Source organism: Collinsella sp. CLA-ER-H4, assembly GCF_040092395.1.
Classification (GTDB): domain Bacteria; phylum Actinomycetota; class Coriobacteriia; order Coriobacteriales; family Coriobacteriaceae; genus Collinsella.
On the sequence record NZ_JBBNLQ010000010.1, the window covers coordinates 64,610 to 81,191 of the forward strand.

At 62.2% G+C, this 16,582-nt stretch carries 15 protein-coding genes; 7 read left to right on the forward strand and 8 right to left on the reverse strand.

The features are described 5' to 3' along the window. Window positions 1-52 precede the first annotated feature (52 nt). Window positions 53-805 (reverse strand): NAD-dependent protein deacylase, encoded by a 753-nt coding sequence (locus AAAX34_RS07385; protein WP_161115243.1) that lies wholly within the window; start codon window positions 803-805, stop codon window positions 53-55. Window positions 806-918: 113 nt separating this feature from the next. On the opposite strand from AAAX34_RS07385, the gene AAAX34_RS07390 reads away from it, so the two are divergent. Next, window positions 919-1,737: an exodeoxyribonuclease III gene (locus AAAX34_RS07390; protein WP_349110666.1), complete on the forward strand. Its 819-nt coding sequence runs from the start codon at window positions 919-921 to the stop codon at window positions 1,735-1,737. Window positions 1,738-2,272: 535 nt separating this feature from the next. On the opposite strand, the gene AAAX34_RS07395 is transcribed toward AAAX34_RS07390, so the two are convergent. From AAAX34_RS07395 to AAAX34_RS07405, 3 genes are all read right to left on the reverse strand, one after another. After that, window positions 2,273-2,914: a DUF6580 family putative transport protein gene (locus tag AAAX34_RS07395; protein WP_349110667.1), complete on the reverse strand. Its 642-nt coding sequence runs from the start codon at window positions 2,912-2,914 to the stop codon at window positions 2,273-2,275. 76 nt (window positions 2,915-2,990) lie between these two features. Then, window positions 2,991-4,583 carry an ATP-binding cassette domain-containing protein gene (locus AAAX34_RS07400; protein ID WP_349110669.1) on the reverse strand — a complete coding sequence of 531 codons (1,593 nt, stop codon included), beginning with the start codon at window positions 4,581-4,583 and terminating at the stop codon, window positions 2,991-2,993. Between the two features lie 50 nt (window positions 4,584-4,633). Further along, window positions 4,634-5,512, reverse strand: a complete 879-nt coding sequence (locus AAAX34_RS07405) for an energy-coupling factor transporter transmembrane component T (RefSeq protein ID WP_349110674.1) — start codon at window positions 5,510-5,512, stop codon at window positions 4,634-4,636. A gap of 208 nt (window positions 5,513-5,720) precedes the next feature. Here AAAX34_RS07405 and glmU point away from each other — a divergent pair, with 208 nt between their 5' ends. The 5 genes from glmU to gltA all read left to right on the forward strand — a co-directional run bounded on the left by glmU (window position 5,721) and on the right by gltA (window position 11,779). Further along, on the forward strand, window positions 5,721-7,133 hold the full coding sequence (gene glmU / locus AAAX34_RS07410) for a bifunctional UDP-N-acetylglucosamine diphosphorylase/glucosamine-1-phosphate N-acetyltransferase GlmU (RefSeq protein WP_349100040.1): 1,413 nt from the start codon (window positions 5,721-5,723) through the stop codon (window positions 7,131-7,133). A 191-nt stretch (window positions 7,134-7,324) separates the two neighbouring features. Beyond that, entirely contained in the window at window positions 7,325-8,311 is a 987-nt protein-coding gene (locus AAAX34_RS07415) for a ribose-phosphate pyrophosphokinase (protein ID WP_022094252.1), read from the forward strand. A gap of 224 nt (window positions 8,312-8,535) precedes the next feature. Next, complete coding sequence (pth, locus tag AAAX34_RS07420) at window positions 8,536-9,165, forward strand: aminoacyl-tRNA hydrolase (RefSeq protein WP_260699060.1); 630 nt, start codon at window positions 8,536-8,538, stop codon at window positions 9,163-9,165. A gap of 374 nt (window positions 9,166-9,539) precedes the next feature. Then, window positions 9,540-10,379, forward strand: a complete 840-nt coding sequence (locus AAAX34_RS07425; RefSeq protein ID WP_006235793.1) for a sulfide/dihydroorotate dehydrogenase-like FAD/NAD-binding protein — start codon at window positions 9,540-9,542, stop codon at window positions 10,377-10,379. Then, a complete protein-coding gene (gene gltA / locus AAAX34_RS07430; protein ID WP_022094914.1) occupies window positions 10,370-11,779 on the forward strand; it encodes an NADPH-dependent glutamate synthase in 1,410 nt (469 codons plus the stop codon). The genes AAAX34_RS07425 and gltA overlap by 10 nt, the downstream gene beginning before the upstream one ends. Before the next feature lie 326 nt (window positions 11,780-12,105). Here the strand turns inward: gltA and AAAX34_RS07435 are convergent, their stop codons facing one another. From AAAX34_RS07435 to AAAX34_RS07445, 3 genes are all read right to left on the reverse strand, one after another. Then, complete coding sequence (locus AAAX34_RS07435) at window positions 12,106-12,846, reverse strand: LPXTG cell wall anchor domain-containing protein (RefSeq protein WP_349110670.1); 741 nt, start codon at window positions 12,844-12,846, stop codon at window positions 12,106-12,108. 68 nt (window positions 12,847-12,914) lie between these two features. Next, the gene (locus AAAX34_RS07440) at window positions 12,915-13,667 is read right to left on the reverse strand and encodes a hypothetical protein (RefSeq protein WP_349110671.1); all 753 of its coding nucleotides are present in this window, start codon (window positions 13,665-13,667) and stop codon (window positions 12,915-12,917) included. A gap of 56 nt (window positions 13,668-13,723) precedes the next feature. Further along, window positions 13,724-15,358 carry an LPXTG cell wall anchor domain-containing protein gene (locus tag AAAX34_RS07445; RefSeq protein WP_349110672.1) on the reverse strand — a complete coding sequence of 545 codons (1,635 nt, stop codon included), beginning with the start codon at window positions 15,356-15,358 and terminating at the stop codon, window positions 13,724-13,726. A gap of 114 nt (window positions 15,359-15,472) precedes the next feature. On the opposite strand from AAAX34_RS07445, the gene AAAX34_RS07450 reads away from it, so the two are divergent. Further along, window positions 15,473-16,351, forward strand: coding sequence for a helix-turn-helix domain-containing protein (locus AAAX34_RS07450; RefSeq protein ID WP_349110673.1), 879 nt, complete (start codon window positions 15,473-15,475; stop codon window positions 16,349-16,351). 109 nt (window positions 16,352-16,460) lie between these two features. Here AAAX34_RS07450 and AAAX34_RS07455 read toward each other — a convergent pair. Then, a partial coding sequence (locus AAAX34_RS07455; RefSeq protein ID WP_349110092.1) for an IS3 family transposase occupies window positions 16,461-16,582 on the reverse strand: 122 nt, incomplete at its 5' end.

The window sequence follows — 16,582 nt, forward strand, 5'->3', positions numbered from 1 at the left end:
GGCGGCGGGGTCGCTTTGCACTCAGTCTTTCTATTGTATCCGCGCGCGCGGGCTAGAACGCAAACGCGGCCGCGATGTCGCAAGAAATCAGCAGGTCGGCATTTGCATCCTGATCGGTGGGAGCAAGGTTGCATATAGCCAGCGTATCGCCGGTAAAGTAACGCGTAAGGCCTGCCGCCGGATACACCACGAGCGAGGTCCCGCCCACAATGAGGGCATCGGCCGCGGCGATGGCGGCAACGGCACCGGTCAGCACGTGCTCGTCGAGCGGCTCCTCGTAGAGCACTACATCGGGCTTGATGCGGCCGCCGCACGCGGGGCACGCAGGCACGCCCGCGGCGTCCTCGTGCTCGCGCGAGCAAATCCACTCGGCGCTATAGACCGCGCTACACGACTGGCAAATGTTGCGATGGACCGATCCGTGCAGCTCAAACACGCGCCGTGAGCCGGCCATCTGATGCAGGCCGTCGATATTTTGCGTCACCACGGCATTTAGCTTGCCGGCGCGCTCCAGCTCGGCCAGCTTGGTGTGGCAGCGATTGGGCTTGGCGCCAAGCGCGATCATCTTGGTGCGGTAGAAGTCGAAGAACTCGGCCGGATGCGCCTCGTAAAAGCTATGCGACAGCATGGTCTCGGGCGGATAGGCAAACTGCTGGTGATACAGGCCGTCCACGCTGCGGAAATCGGGGATGCCACTTGCCGTGGAAACACCAGCGCCGCCAAAGAAGACCACGCGCTTGTGGGTGTCAAACAGATCCGCCAGCGCGGCGGAGGCCTGCCTGGGGTCCGATATTGCCTGCGTCATATGAGTCCTCCGTCCGTGTCTCCGGGACGGCGGCGTTCGCACTATCACTCGCGGACTCCGCCCCGCTCTTGTTGCGTTAATCTTAAGCCTGCCAACCCCGTCGAAAGGACACCATGCCTCAGACTTACACTTTCGCCTCGTGGAACGTCAACGGCCTGCGCGCCGTGCTCAAAAAGGACCCGAGCTTTATCCAGATCGCGCAAGAACTCGACGTCGATATCCTGGCGCTGCAAGAGACCAAGCTGCAGGAGGGCCAGGTCGATATCGACCTGGCCGGCTATCACCAAACCTGGAGCTACGCCGAGCGCAAGGGCTACTCGGGCACCGCGGTCTTTAGCCGCCAGGAACCGCTGCGCGTGCTGCGCGCCGATGCGCTGCTGCCCTACGCCGGCGAGGGCGAGGCGGCCGAGCTCGTCGCCCAAGCCGCAACCGAGGGCCGCGTCTGCGCGTTGGAGTTCGACAAGTTCTGGTTTGTGGATGTCTACACTCCCAACGCGCAAAACGAACTCGCCCGCATCGACGTGCGCATGGCCTGGGATGATGCCTATCGCGGCTTTTTGAGCGCGCTTGAGCGCGAGAGCGGCAAACCCGTCGTGACCTGCGGCGACTTTAACGTAGCGCACGAGGAGATCGACCTTAAGAACCCCAAGTCCAACCGCGGCAACGCCGGCTTTTCGGACGAAGAACGCGGCAAGTTTACCGAGCTGCTCAACGCCGGCTTTACCGATACCTGGCGCACGGCTAATCCAGACGTCGAGGGCGTCTACAGCTGGTGGAGCTATCGCTTTAATGCCCGCAAGAACAACGCCGGCTGGCGCATCGATTACTTCTTGGTAAGTGATTCAATCGCCAATACCGTGCGCGACACCGATATCCGCGGCGACATCTTTGGCAGCGACCACTGCCCCGTCACCCTCACGCTAGAACTCTAGCCCCAATTGATCCCCTGGGGACGGAGGAAAAGGGATCATTTTCACCTCGCGAGGGAACCCACGCGGCCCTCCCGCCACGGAACTGACCCATCTACTACGTTTAAGCCACTACCCTCAACCACAGCGAACAACGCAAAAAGAAAACCGCAGGTAGAAAGCCTGCGGTTTTTCATAAAACGCGGTCATGGTCGGGGGTATCAAGCTAAACGTAGTAGATGGGCCAGTTTCGTGGCAAGCGCCGCCAACTGATTCCCCGGGGACGTCTGGAGACGGAGGAAAACGGATCGATTTGGCTCTCTGAGGGCCACGATGCCCGTCATATCAGCCGGCCATTCCAAAACTATGCCGGTTTACGGGGCTGAATCGCGAACCCCCAACCATACGCAATTCCGAAATAATAAAACCTCAGGTAAACGGCTTGCTCTATTTTGAAAAAAGCCGGTATGGTCGGCCTACGCTAATCTAGCCCCGTAAACCGGCATAGTTTTGAAATGGTACTTCGGAAGTATTGATTCACGCCCCGGCGCAACCAGCCCTACAGCCCGTATTTCACGACAACGCGGTTGATCCGTCGACACCAAGGCTTGTAGAGGGCGGCCAAGAACACGCAGGTCGCGAGGCCGTGTGTGATATCGAACGGCACTGCCGTGGCAAGACGCGCCACGACGCCCGCCCACGTGAGCGGTTGTACAAAACCGATAATGTCGTACGCGTTGATCACCACGCCGTACAGCAGACCCGAAGCAAAGCCGTACGCCATCAGCGCCGGCATGCGCACGGTTCCATCCGCACGGTCGAACGCACCGGCATGCGCCAGCGCACCGCCAACATAGCCAACCAGGCCCCAGGCATACATCTGCCATGGCGTCCACATGCCCTGCCCAAAAAAGAAATTGCTGGTCAGTGCTGCCAACGCGCCGACCATGAAGCCGTTGCGACGCCCGAGCGTCGCCCCGGCGATGATGGCGATGGCACTCACGGGTTTAAAGTCGGGAATGGGGCCGAACAAGATGCGGCCCGCCGCCGCCAGCGCCGCCAGCACCAGCGTGGGCATAATCTGGCGCAGGCCCGGTCGCGACGCCTCGTAGCCTGCAAAGAACAGCGCAAGCACCAGCGCCACCACGACAAGCATGGCGAGCGCCGCCTGCTCAACGCCCGCCAGCAACGCCGTTGCCATCACCGCCGGCACCGCCAACAACAGCGGAATCTCCAGTTTTGTGAGTAAACGCGAGAAACGACAGTCCGTCATCCCATCACGCCCTATAGAACACGTTGTCGGCAAAGAAGTCGGCCGGGGACTCCATGCAGGCAATCTCGCCGTCAAACATCATGGCGACGTCGTCGGCTACCTGCTCGGCAAAGTCCAAATCGTGCGTAGCCATGATGACGGTGCCGCCAGCCTTCGCATGGTCACGCAGGGCGCGGGCGATGGTGCGGCGACTCTCCAGGTCCAAGCCCTTCGTGGGCTCGTCAAGCAGCAGCAGCTCGGGGCCGATCAGCAGCAGCTTTGCCAGTGCGAGCAGCTGGCGCTGTCCGCCCGAGAGGTCGTAGGGGTGGCGCGTCTCCAGGCCGTCCAGCCCCAAGCTCGCCGCGCGCTCCCGCGCCACGGTCTCGTCATATCCGCAGGCTGAAGCCCATTCCATCAGCTCGTCGCACACCGTCTCGGCAACCAGCAATGCTTTGGGATTCTGAGGCAGCAACGCCGCCGAGGCCGCTCCGCGCACCATGCGGCCGCGCTGCAGCTTGGCGGTCTTCGCCAGCACCGAGAGCATCGTCGACTTACCGCATCCGTTGCCGCCCACGATCGCATGCACCGCACCGGCCGAAAACGACGCATCGAGCCCACGCAACACCCAGCCGGACGCTCGATCGTAGCGAAACCAACCTTCCGACAGGGTGGTAGCCGACCCAGCGTGCATTTTTTGGAGTATTCTGCTTCCATCCGTGCGCGAGAAGGCTTCCAAGCCGTTCTCGAGCGACGTTTGCGCCACAAATTCGGACGATTTGTCCAATTCCAAACTTTTTTTCGCGCTCGATACGCCCCCGGGCGGCTCCAGAGAGCCCAAATTGTCCTCACGCCTGCTGAATACTCCGTTTTTTGCACATCGGATGGCACCCCACCCCAACGTGTCATCGGAAAACAGCGATTCTCGGCGTCCCAAAGATGCCATATCCGCCGCCTCGTGCACGCGGCCATCCTCAATCCGGTACGCACACGTCGCGTATTCGAGCATTGGGCGCGGCTGATGCGTCGCCACAACAACCGTGCAGCCCAGCTCGCGATTCACACGAAACAGCGCGTGCAGAAAATTCTTCTCGGCAACGGGATCGAGCTGAGACGTGGGCTCGTCGAGTAACAGCACACGCGGACGCAGCGCCAGAACGGCGGCAAGCGACAGCAGCTGCTTGCGGCCACCCGAAAGCGTATCGGTATCGCGATGAAGCCAGTCCTCCAGACCAAAGAAATAGCTGGTCTCGGCAACACGGCGGCGCATCTCGTCGCGCGACATGCCTAAGTTTTCCAGGCCAAACGCCATCTCGTGCCACACGGTCTCGCACACAATCTGGTTCTCGGGATCCTGGAACACGTAGCCCACGCGCTCCGCAGACGCGCGCACGTCCATGTCGGCAACGTTCTCGCCCAGCACGCGCATATCGCCAGTGCGCTCGCCCGCCGGAGCAATCTCGGGCTTGAGCAGCGACAGCAGCGTCGACTTACCCGATCCGGTACCGCCGACAAGCAGCGCAAATGCACCTTGGGGAACAGACCAGTCGAGCCCCTCGAGCACCGCAGCATCGGCCCCGGGGTAGGCAAAGCTCAGGCTCCGCACCTCAATCGCCGGCATATCCGGGCCGCACGCCGCGCCTGACACCGGGCCCCTATCCAACCGAGCCATCAGCCGAACCTCTTCTCATCGATCGCATGTAACACACAGGGCAGCACCATCCAGGCAGCGTACACGACATAGCCCAGCCACGGCGCCGGCACCGAAAGCTGCGGGTAAAACGAATACTGCGTTGTCGCGGTCCATGCCACTGCCACCGCGGCGGCACCAAACAGCGCGAGCCCGACCAGCGCGGCAACGTCGCTGCGCCCCAGTCGATACCGCGCGTACGTCGTACGGCGCGACGCAGCACCCCACCCGCGCGAGCGCATGGCATCCGCGCGCTCAAGCGAATCTTCCATGCCCCAGCCCATCAGCACGCTCGACGCCCGCAGGCGCGATCGCACGGGATCGGTGGGCGCACGCCCCGGTACATCAATCGCATCCTGCACCGCCAGTACCGTGCGGCCGCGGCGCAAAAACTGTGGGATAAGCCGCATACACATCGAAATCATGAGTGCGATCACCGGCGCGGCGTTGCCCAACAGTGCAAGCACCTTGTCGTATTCGAGCATCGACGCCGCCGCCGCAAACCACAGCACGCTCGCCACAAACAGCCCGCCCATGCACAGGCCGTAAACCATGCTCTCTAGATACACCGCACGCATGCCAATACGAAACAGCTCCGTCGAACCCGAAGCGCTAAACAGCGGATTGACCAGCGCGATAATCAAAATCACCGACAGCTGCCAGCGAAGCGCCCCCAACGTGCGCGCAGCGCCGCGCGTCGCAAGCCCGTACGCCAGCCCGCCCGCAAGCGACAGCGCGATCAGCACCGGTTGCATCGAGAACATGGTGAGCCCCAGCGTCAACGCCATGTAGAACGCCGGCACCGCCGGATGCGACATCGAAAATGCCGCGACGGGTTCGTTGCCCGATTCCTCTCGCATGATATCCACGGGCGCCCCCGTCCCCTCGCTCAAACGACAGCTTCGCAGCACCGCCAACGCTGCACGCAAGCAGCGCAAACGCCACGCCGGCGGCGCAAGCCTCAACCGCCGCAAACCAATCGTTACGCGCTCAACATATGCCTGCGGTATCATATTGCGCCGTGTATCGTTTCCAAACACACGTCTCTATAACGTAACAGGAGATCACATGGACGCAACCGCAATTATCCTCGCTGCCGGCGAGGGCACCCGCATGAAGTCGAACCACTGCAAGGTTTCGCACAAGATCCTGGGCAAGCCCATGGTCCAGTGGATCGTCGACGCCACCATCAAGGCCGGCTGCAGCCGCGTCGTGGTCGTCATCGGCAGCCACGCCGACGAGATGCGCGCCCTTATCGACGGCACCTACGCCAACAGCGCCACCAAGGTCGAGTGCGTTGAGCAGACCGAGCGCCTGGGCACCGGCCACGCCGTGAAAGTCGCGCTCGAGGCCTGCGGCATCACGCAAGGCCCCGTCGTCGTGCTCAACGGCGACTTGCCCCTCATCACCGCCGACACCGTTGCCAAGTTCGCGCAAACCGTCGCCACCGGCGAGCTCGCCTGCACCGTCATGACCATGACCCCGCCCGACCCCTTCGGCTACGGCCGCATCAAGCTGGGCGCCGACGGCCAGATCGAGCGCATCATCGAGCAGAAAGACTGCACGCCCGAGCAGGCCGCCACGCTGCTGGAGTGCAACGCCGGCTGCTACGCCTTTGACGGCGCGCAGCTCGCCGCCCACATTGACGAGATCGGCAACGACAACGCGCAATCCGAGTACTACCTGCCCGACATGCTCGAGATCCTCAAAGGCCATGGTCAGGCAGTCTCCATCTTCCACTGCGATGACTACCGCGACGGCCTGGGCGTCAACAGCCGCATCCAGCTCGCACAGCTCACCGCCATCGCGCGCGACCGCATCAACGAGCACTGGATGGCCGAGGGCGTTACCTTCATCGACCCCACGCAGGCCTGGATCGGCCCCGATGCCACCATCGGCCGAGACACCGTCGTGTGGCCGCAGACGCATCTGATCGGTCACGTCACCGTGGGCGAAGAGTGCCAGCTCGGCCCCAACAGCCGTCTCACCGACACCACCGTCGGCAGCGGCTGCACCATCGATGAGACCATCGCCATCGAGGCCGTCATCGAGAACGGCGTCGACTGCGGCCCGCGCGCCTACCTGCGCCCGGGCACCCACATGCTCGACGGCTCCAAGGCCGGCACGCACGTGGAGATCAAGAAGTCCACGATCGGCGAGGGCTCCAAGGTGCCGCACCTGTCCTACATCGGCGACACCACCATGGGCTCCGGCGTCAACGTGGGCGCGGGCTCCATCACCTGCAACTACGACGGCGTGCACAAGCACAAGACCGTCATCGGCAAGGACGCCTTCATCGGTTCCGACACCATGATGGTCGCGCCCGCCCAGATCGGCGACGGCGCGCTCGTGGCCGCCGGCTCCGTCATCACCGAGCCGGTCCCGGCCGACGCACTTGGCCTGGGCCGTGCCCGTCAGGTAAACATTGAGGGCTGGGCCGCCGATTACCGCCGCCGTCTGCACGAAGACGACGAGGTATAACGTTTTACCAAGCATCTAAGGAGCTGTTCCCATGGGAGCAGCTCCTTTTTCTATCGTGACCTGCGCAACCGGATGAGTGGTCGGTTCGTGTCCGTTGACGGTAAAGACGTTATCAAGACCCGATTAACCCCGTCGCGCGGTTACAATGCAACAAGGCATCTATATGGCATTCGATATAAAGGAGAAGGGTAATGCCGATTAATGATCCCGAGAAGTCGGAGAATATGCGCAAGTCCATCCGCGTGTATTCCGGTTCCTCCAACCGTCCCCTCGCTCAGAAGATTGCTGAGTACCTTGGGGTCGAGCTTTCGGGCCTTACGCTAAAGCAGTTCGCCAACGGTGAGATTTACGCCCGCTACGACGAGACCGTCCGCGGCGCCGACGTCTTCCTGATTCAGTCCGTGGCCGGAGGCAACGTCAACGACATGCTCATGGAGCTGCTCATCGCCACCGACGCTGCCAAGCGCGCATCCGCCCGCTCCATCACCGCCGTTATCACCCACTACGGCTATGCCCGCCAGGACCGCAAGGCCGGCCCGCGCGAGCCCATCACCGCCCGCCTCGTCGCCAACCTGCTCGAGCGCGCCGGCGTCAACCGCATCATCACCCTCGACCTGCACCAGGGCCAGATCCAGGGCTTCTTCGATATCCCGGTTAACCACCTGTCCGCACTGCCGCTGTTTGGCCAGTACTACAACGACATGCACTTCGACACCGACAACCTGGTTGTCGTCTCCCCCGACGTGGGTCGCGCCAAGGCCGCCAAGAAGCTGTCCGACATGCTCGGCTGCGACCTGGCCATCGCCCACAAGGGCCGTCCGCGCCACAACGCCGCCGAGGTCATGGGCATCATCGGTGACATCAAGGGCAAGACCTGCATCATCAACGACGACATGATCGACACCGCTGGCACCCTGTGCGCCAACGTCAAGGAGCTCAAGGCTATGGGCGCTGGCGATATCTACGTCTGCGCCACCCACGGTATCTTCTCCGGTCCGGCCATCGAGCGTCTGAACGACGCCCCGATCGTCGAGTGCCTCGTCACCGACGCCATTCCCGTCGAGGTCGGCGGCAAGATCAAGACCATCTCGGTCGCCGAGGAGTTCGCTCAGGCCATCTCCGCCGTTTACCACGAGGAGCCCGTCTCCACGCTCGTCGGCGGCGACTTCGCGCTGTAGTCGCATCGTCCTTGCAGCCCGGCGCATCGCCGTCGGAACAGAAGAAACCCCCGCGCTCCCCCTTGCTTCGCAAAGGTCGCGCGGGGGTTTCTTCTGTTCCGACGGCTCGCTCTGCCGCGGCCGCGCTTTTGTCTGGTGGGATTTCGCTGAAGCAAAACCTCGCCTTCGGCGGGCGTGGTAGCCTTTGTCGTTGATTAAACTTTTTATGTAACGGAAGGACAAATATGGCAGCTGCACAGCCGCTTAAGATTCGCATGGTCGCCGGGCTTGGCAACCCGGGCGAGGAATATGCCGAGACCCGTCACAACGCTGGTTTCAAAGCAATCGACGAGCTGGCCCGTCAGGCCGGCGTCACGTACTGGAAAAACCAGGCCGGCGCCGAGGTCGCGCTCATCAATATCAACGATGCTGAGGAAGAGGGTGGCAAGCGCCAGATTGTACTGGTCAAGCCGCAGTCGTATATGAATACCTCGGGTGGCCCCATCTCCAAGCTCTGCCGCGAGTACAAGATCAAGGCCGAGGAGCTGCTCGTAATCCACGACGAGCTCGATATTCCCGCCGGCGACGTCCGCGTTAAGGTGGGCGGCGGCCACGCCGGTCACAACGGCCTGCGCTCCATCATCGACAAGATGGGCAGCCGCGACTTCAGCCGCATCCGCACCGGCATCGGCAACCCTCCCGGCAAGATGGCCGTCGCCGACTACGTTCTTAAGCAGCTGCGCGCCCGCGAGGCCGAGGATTTCCAGGACACCTGCGCCCGCGCGGCCGACGCCGCCGGCCTGGCGATCGTGCACGGCGTGGTCTATGCCCGCGACCATGTCAACGGCGCCGCCTCCGCCAACGGCAAGCACTAAAACCTATCATTTAGGGACAGGTTTATTTTGGCAGGTTTTACCTGCGGAAACGCCCCAGTTGCGGCATCGCAATCAACCGCGCGCCGACATACATGCACAGCACCCCAAAGGGGGCCGGCCTCATCACAACCCGAGGCCGGCCCCCTTTGCCGTTTTACCTGATAAAACCGACCAAAATAAACCTCTCCCCCTTTGGTAGGCCAAAGTGGATAAACCCTGCTCCCAACCGCCGAAGACACACGTAAGTGACATGTCCATGAGGGTATAATTTGCACCGTATGTCTGCACAACGCCTGTGCGCGTACGGTTTTATTCGGGCTACCGTCCATTTCCGTGGAGGCACGGTTCGGCGGCCCTAACAAGAGAGGGGTTCTATGTATAAGATCCTGGAGAAGACGCAGTTCTCGGAGAAGGTGTTCAAGTTCCGCATCGAGGCGCCTGCAATCGCCAAGCATGCGCACGCTGGACAGTTCCTCATGGTTCGCGCCAACGAGACGGGCGAGCGCGTCCCGTTTACCCTGGCCGGCTGGAACGGTGACGAGGGCTGGGTCGAGTTCATCTTCATGGTGATCGGCAAGACCACCGAGATGCTTTCCACCTACGAGGCCGGCGAGTCGCTGCGCGACGTCGTGGGCCCGCTGGGCGTTCCCACCGAGATGGCCGAGGGCCCCTGCGCCGTCATTGGCGGCGGCGTCGGCCTGGCAATTGCCTTCCCGGTCGCCAAGCACCTGGTCGAGACCGGACACGAGGTGCACGCCATCATGGGCGCCCGCACCAAGGACCTCCTGCTCATGGAGGACCAGTTCCGCGAGCTCCTCGACGAGGACCACATCCATATCACCACCGATGACGGCTCCTACGGCGAGCAGGGCGTTGTCACCGCTCCGCTGGAGCGCCTGCTGCAGGACAAGGCCGTGAGCCAGGTCTTCTGCGTCGGCCCCGTTCCGATGATGAAGTTCTCGACCCTCACCGCCCAGAAGTACGACACCCCCATCACCGCGTCGCTCAACCCCATCATGGTTGACGGCACCGGCATGTGCGGCTGCTGCCGCGTCGAGGTGGGCGGCGTGACCAAGTTCGCTTGCGTCGACGGCCCCGACTTCGATGCCACCCTGGTCGACTGGGATGACCTTCGTGCCCGCCAGGCCGCTTACCGTTCCGAAGAGGGCGAGTCCCTCAAGGCCTATGAGGAAAAGAGCTGCGCATGCCACTAGTTAACGGTCGTTTCGTTGCCGATATGAAGTCGCCCCGCACCCCCGATAACGAGGAGCCGGCTGCCGAGCGCGCCTGCGACTTCCGCCCCGTCGACAAGGGCTTCACCGAGGAGATGGCGCTGGCCGAGGCCGAGCGCTGCCTCAACTGCAAGAAGCCGTTCTGTGTTGAGGGCTGCCCCGTCAACATCAACATTCCCCGCTTTATCGAGCAGATCCGCGCGAAGGACTTCGGCGGCGCTCTCGATACCATCCGCGAGGACTCCATGCTTCCCGCCATCTGCGGCCGCGTCTGCCCGCAGGAGAACCAGTGCGAGGGCAAGTGCATCCGTGGTAAGAAGTCCGAGCCCGTGGCCATCGGCCAGCTCGAGCGCTTCCTGGGTGATCGCCCCGAGCTCGCCTCCACGCCCAAGATGGCCCCCAAGAACGGCAAGAAGGTCGCCGTCGTCGGCTCCGGCCCGTCCGGCATCACCTGCGCCGGCGAGCTCGCCCGTAACGGCTTTGACGTTACCGTCTTCGAGGCCTTCTTCACCGGCGGCGGCGTGCTGGTCTACGGCATCCCCGAGTTCCGTCTGCCCAAGGCGGTCGTCAAGCGCGAGATTGACGGCCTGGAGGACATGGGCGTCAAGTTTGAGTACAACTCCGTCGTGGGCAACATGGCCACGGCCGAGGAGCTGTTCGAGCAGGGCTTCGACGCCATCTACGTGGCGACCGGCGCTGGCCTGCCCAAGTTCCTCAACGTCCCCGGCGAGAACCTGCCCAACGTCTTCTTCGCAAACGAGTACCTCACCCGCGTGAACCTGATGAAGGCCAACAAGTTCCCCGAGTACGACACCCCCACCAAGCACGGCAAGAACGTCGTCGTCTTTGGCGGCGGCAACGTGGCTATGGACGCCGTCCGTACCGCCAAGCGTCTGGGCGCCGAGCACGCCATCATCGCTTACCGCCGTACCGAGGACGAGATGCCCTGCCGTCGTGCCGAGCTGCACCACGCCAAGGCCGAGGGCGTCGAGGTTCTGCCGCTCGTTTCCCCGCTCGAGTTTGTCGCTGGCGAAGACGGCTCCGTGTGCGCCGTCAAGGTCCAGAAGATGGAGCTCGGCGAGCCCGACGAGTCCGGCCGTCGTCGCCCGGTGCCCATCGAGGGCGCCATCGAGGAGATCCCCTGCGACGTCGCGATCTCGGCTATCGGCACCAACGCCAACCCCTTCGCAAAGAAGATCGGCGGCAAGATGGAGCTCAACAAGTGGGGCTACATCGTCGCCGACGAGGAGACCGGCCAGACCACCGATCCCCGCATCTGGGCCGGCGGCGACATCGTCACCGGTGCCGCTACGGTCATTCTGGCGATGGGCGCTGGCAAGAAGGCCGCCGCTTCCATCACCAAAAGCCTGCTGGGCGAGTAATCACCCTCAGCGCTAGCCATTAAACGGCAAAGTCCCTGTCGAGCACACGCTCGGCGGGGACTTTTTCTATGCCGGCCGTCCCACCACCACGATGGGGACAGGCACCTTTGTGGTGGTTGGGGGCCTGGTCGGCGAACCGATTCCGACGTTTGTCTCAATCTGTAACAGTTAGAGACCAAATTCCTCGCCACGTGTTACAGATCGAGACGTTAGGTTAGCGGCTGAACAGTTCGTCTCAATCTGTAACACCTAGAGCCCAACTATCAGGTTTGGTGTTACAGATTGAGATTTTGTAAAAGCCAAGAATGGGCGCTGCCACCAAAAGCCTAGCGCTTGCGGCGCTTGGTTGCGGCGATGCCGGCAGCGGCAACGGTTGCGCCGGCGATGCCAAGGGCGGCGGCCGCCGTCGCGGCGTTGTCGCCCGTGGCGGCCAGAGTGCCCACGGACTTCTGGGCAGCGGTGGCCTTCGCGGCCGGCTTGGAGGCAGCAGCCGTGAAACTCGCCTGAGTCGGCGTCACGGACGGCACGGCGGTCCCGCTGCCGCCGCCCGGCTGTGGCGTGGGGGCCGGGGTTGGCTCAGGCTGCGGAGTGGGCTCGGGTTCGACCGCATCTCCGGAGCTGATTACCACGCTGCGGGCGACCTCGTCGGAAGTTCTAATGTCCTGGATGACAGACGACCCGGGTACACCGATGACGAGTCCGTTTCCCGTAGTTTCTCGCACAGTGCCGCCGGCGGGAGTCGTAACTACCGATCCGCCATCAATTGAGAGACAAGAGGCTGCATCACCTTGATTGACAGCGTAGATTGCCGCTGCATTACCCGACACCTCAACATTTGAATTAATGATGTCAATTCGAGGGATGGCGGACTGGGAGCCGGACTGGGAATATATTCCGTAGCCATGTTTACGACTGTGGCCAGTTCCGTTACCGCATCGAACTGTAAGGCTCGAATTCTCGACGAGCACCCGCGACACGCCGTCCTGCGCACGCATCCAAACACCATCCAAAACCTCGACACTATCACTCGCCACGAGCGTAACATCCGCCCCGTTGGTAATACTCAAATATGTATCCTTACCCCCGAACGAATACAGGGCGACCGACAACATGTTTGCATTACGCGCCGCCGCATCTAATTTTGCGTTATCCACCGCGATGCAGCCTCCATGCTCGGAGGAGATGTTTTCGGCATAGACTGCAACGGCATTGAGCCCCCATTCGCCTCCGCCTCGACGTGGACGTCGGCGCCCTCGTTAATGGTTATGTTGCCTGCCCGCGTATGAATGCCGATGGTATGAGGCACTTTGTTCGTTGCCGTCACGTTAACGTTGGCACCGCGGATGTCCACGTCGCCGCCGGCCTTACCGTCCCCCGAAACCGCTATCGTATCGGTCCCGGCCGTCGCGTTGAGAGTCACGTCGCCCGAGATGGCGAGGCTACCGCACTCGACCTTAACAGCGCTCCTGCTCTTCTGTGGTTCGGCCGTCGCGTTGAGGGTTCCCTCCCCCGTGATGGCAAGGTTGCCGTCCTTGACCTCGATAGCGCTCTGCAAGGAATCGGCCGTTACGGTGTTGGTGCCCGTCACGCCGATATTGAGGTTGCCCTGAGCGCTGATACCGGCGCCGTTGTAGCCATTGAGCTTCATGTCGTCGGCGCCGTCCCAGGACCACGTTCCGGCCTCGTCGCCGGCGCCCTTGTTGTACTGCGTGCCGCCAACGTTGACCCATTTGGCGGCGAGCGCCACGCTGGGTAGCAGCAGCTGACCGACCATGAGCGCACAAGCCCCCGCGCAGGCGAGCTTGGCGCCCACGCGACGCCACGTTCCGTGGGAGAGAGCGCACGCGCGGCCGTGGTCGATTGGGTTGTCATGGATTTGCTTTCGCATGTGAGCCTCCTTGTCGTAAGGGGTACCTCCGCTGTTTTATGTTGCAGAAGCTTGCGCTAGCGGTCGCGGCGCTTGGACGCGACGAAGCCGGCGCCGATGACGGACGCACCGGCGATGCCGAGGGCGGCCGCCGCCGTCGCGGCGTTGTCGCCTGTGGCAGCCAGAACACCGGAAGCGTTTTTGGCGCCGGCGACAGTCTTGGTCGTAACGGTCTTGGTGACCGCCGTGGTGGTCTTTACGTCCTTGTCTACGGGCTTGAGGCCAGGCTTCTGCTCGGGATTGGGTATGGGGTCGGGATCGGGCTCCGGCGTCGGCTCAGGCCCCGGCGTCGGCTCCGGCTCCTGTCCGTCTCCAAAATCAATCACTACATCATGGGCGACCTCGGCAGAACCGACGATATCCGTAATAGCAGACGAACCGGCAACACCGACGACCTGCCCGTTCTGGGAGCTCGGCCATTTCCCCGTATCAACAACCTTTTTCACATCGCGCACGGCACCATCCGTCGGAGTCGTAATCATCGCGTTCCCGCGCGACTCGCCCCAGCTCAAATCAATCATTGCAGCACGGAACAGCGTCGCAGTCGCGACGTTGCAGTTGATCGCATAGATTCCCGCAGTCGCACCCGAAGCCTCAATCTTCGATTTGCGAATCTTGATACGAGGCGTTTCCGACCCGGTGTTTGCATCTGCCATGATTCCAAAACTTTGATTGCGGGCGGCATCGATGCCGTTTGCAGCAGACAGGCTTCGAGACGTAAGATTCGACTCCTCGACAAGCATCCACACCGCACCGCTTTGCGAACGTGCGCTGATGCCCGCCGAGAGCGAAGCCGCACTGCCGGCGGAAAGCGCGACATCGGCTCCGTTGACGATTTTCATGAGGGTATTCTTTTTGATACCGACCGTATTGATGCACGCAGAAACCTGCCAGGCATCGGCTGTCTTGATTGACAGATTGGCGGCATCGATCGTGACGTCGCCCCCGTGCACGGAGACATAATCCGGTTCTTCCTGCTCGCCTTCCTGAGCAGTATGTCTGTTGGGAACGTTATCGGCAAAGATACCGTAGATGCCCTCCGCTGGACGCCAAGACCCCTCCGCCGATTTCGCCTCGATTTTGACATCGGCGCCCTTATCGATCGTCACGCTGCCGGCCGTCGCGCGAATGCCCGTCGCTTTGTTCACTGCGCCCGAAGCCGTCACGTTGACGTTGGCGCCGCTGATGGTCACATCGCCACCCGCATTGCCGTCGCCTTCTGCCGCAATCACATCGGTCTGAGCCGTCGCATTAAGGGTGCCATCGCCGGTAATGGCAAGGTTTCCGTTCTTGACAGCAATAGCGCTCTGACCGGCATCGGCCGTGATGGTGTTGGTGCCCGTCACATCGATGGTGAGGTTGCCCTGAGCGCTGATGCCGGCACCGTCGTAGCCGTTGAGCTTCATGTCGTCGGCGCCGTCCCAGGACCACGTTCCGGCCTCGTCGCCGGCAACCGCGCCCTTGTTGTACTGCGTGCCGCCGACGTTGACCCAGTCGGCGGCGAGCGCCACGCTCGGTAGCAGCAGCTGGCCGGCCATGAGTGCGCAGGCCCCCGCGCAGGCAAGCTTGGCGCCCACACGTCGCCACGTTCCGTGGGAGAGCGCGCACGAGCAGCCGTGGTCGATTGGGTTGTCATGGATTTGCTTTCGCATATGAGCCTCCTTGTCGTAAGGGGTGCTTCTGTAACACCATGTTACGGGAAGATATCCGGATCCCGGGACACAAATTCTCATGTGGCGCACCTGCCAGCGCAAAAGGCAACGAGCATGCGATTGCCAAGCGCGCCCCCCGAAAGGCCTGCCATCAATCCCTTTGTTGAGCCCTCTCATGCCCTCGCCAAACAGGCATGCTGGAGCATCGCGCTCGTCATGATTCTTGCCTGCTTGTTCTCGACCCTCGACAACGTGGTCACACTCTCCAACGCCCACGGCACCATTGCCGTGCAAGCCTGGCCGCGCCTCTTTTTGGCGGCAAGCGGCCTTGCCGCCGGTGTTATCTTTGATCTTGCCGAGCGCCGCTACATGGGACTTGTCATGCTCGGCATCGCCGTGCTCTCGACCATTTCCATCCTGGCCGTGGAGGCCGGCGCCGATCCCAACCTGGGCCTTGTCGTCTTTTACCTGAGCTCGGGCTTTTTCGTCACGTTCTTTACCGCCACCTTTACACAGCTGGCACCGCGCATGCATGCGCCCGCCCTTTGGGCTGGCATGGGCCGCGCCGTCAACAATGTATGCGCTTTCACCACATCGGGCATCTCACTTGCTCTCGTGACCTCGGATAACGTTGCCCTCATTATGATCGGCGCGCTCGTTTTGCTCGTCGCCGCCTGTGCGGTATTCGTGGCAGCCGGCCTGTTCCGCCTACCCCAAACCGAGCAGGAGCGCGAGCGCGAGCAGCTGGTAGAAGAAGCACTCGCCGCCCCCACCATCGAGGATCAGCGTCAGGCCTTCATCACCGATCACGCTCTCACCCCGCGCGAAGTCGACGTGCTCATAGCCGTGACCCAGGATGAACGCCCGCTCAAGCAGGTTGCCGAGGAACTCGGTATCTCGATGCGTATGGTACAGCGCCACCTGAGCTCCATCTACCAAAAGACCGACACGCAAACGCGCGCCGGTCTCACCAAAGCCTTCCCCTCGGCCTAAAACAAAAACCACCACAAAGGTGCCTGTGAACTGCGCCCCGAAACTTGGACTGAATAAATAGCGACTACTTGGAGTGGGAAGGATAAACTGGACTTTCTTTTAATGATCCTCAAGCGTATTGCCGCTCGTATTCCACTGGAGACATGTAGCCCAGGGTGGAATGCATGCGCACCCTATTGTAATAGAGCTCTATGTACTTGAAGATGTCCTGCTTGGCCTCGTCCCTCGTCC

What these genes read in the sequence shown, in the direction of transcription:
- AAAX34_RS07405 (WP_349110674.1), bottom strand. Translation starts at nt 5,512, where the DNA reads ATGCGAGAGGAATCGGGCAACGAACCCGTCGCGGCATTTTCGATGTCG.
- glmU (WP_349100040.1), top strand. Translation starts at nt 5,721, where the DNA reads ATGGACGCAACCGCAATTATCCTCGCTGCCGGCGAGGGCACCCGCATG.
- AAAX34_RS07425 (WP_006235793.1), top strand. Translation starts at nt 9,540, where the DNA reads ATGTATAAGATCCTGGAGAAGACGCAGTTCTCGGAGAAGGTGTTCAAG.
- AAAX34_RS07415 (WP_022094252.1), top strand. Translation starts at nt 7,325, where the DNA reads ATGCCGATTAATGATCCCGAGAAGTCGGAGAATATGCGCAAGTCCATC.
- AAAX34_RS07395 (WP_349110667.1), bottom strand. Translation starts at nt 2,914, where the DNA reads ATGGCAACGGCGTTGCTGGCGGGCGTTGAGCAGGCGGCGCTCGCCATG.
- pth (WP_260699060.1), top strand. Translation starts at nt 8,536, where the DNA reads ATGGCAGCTGCACAGCCGCTTAAGATTCGCATGGTCGCCGGGCTTGGC.
- AAAX34_RS07400 (WP_349110669.1), bottom strand. Translation starts at nt 4,583, where the DNA reads ATGCCGGCGATTGAGGTGCGGAGCCTGAGCTTTGCCTACCCCGGGGCC.
- AAAX34_RS07390 (WP_349110666.1), top strand. Translation starts at nt 919, where the DNA reads ATGCCTCAGACTTACACTTTCGCCTCGTGGAACGTCAACGGCCTGCGC.
- AAAX34_RS07440 (WP_349110671.1), bottom strand. Translation starts at nt 13,667, where the DNA reads ATGCGAAAGCAAATCCATGACAACCCAATCGACCACGGCCGCGCGTGC.
- gltA (WP_022094914.1), top strand. Translation starts at nt 10,370, where the DNA reads ATGCCACTAGTTAACGGTCGTTTCGTTGCCGATATGAAGTCGCCCCGC.
- AAAX34_RS07385 (WP_161115243.1), bottom strand. Translation starts at nt 805, where the DNA reads ATGACGCAGGCAATATCGGACCCCAGGCAGGCCTCCGCCGCGCTGGCG.
- AAAX34_RS07445 (WP_349110672.1), bottom strand. Translation starts at nt 15,358, where the DNA reads ATGCGAAAGCAAATCCATGACAACCCAATCGACCACGGCTGCTCGTGC.
- AAAX34_RS07450 (WP_349110673.1), top strand. Translation starts at nt 15,473, where the DNA reads ATGCGATTGCCAAGCGCGCCCCCCGAAAGGCCTGCCATCAATCCCTTT.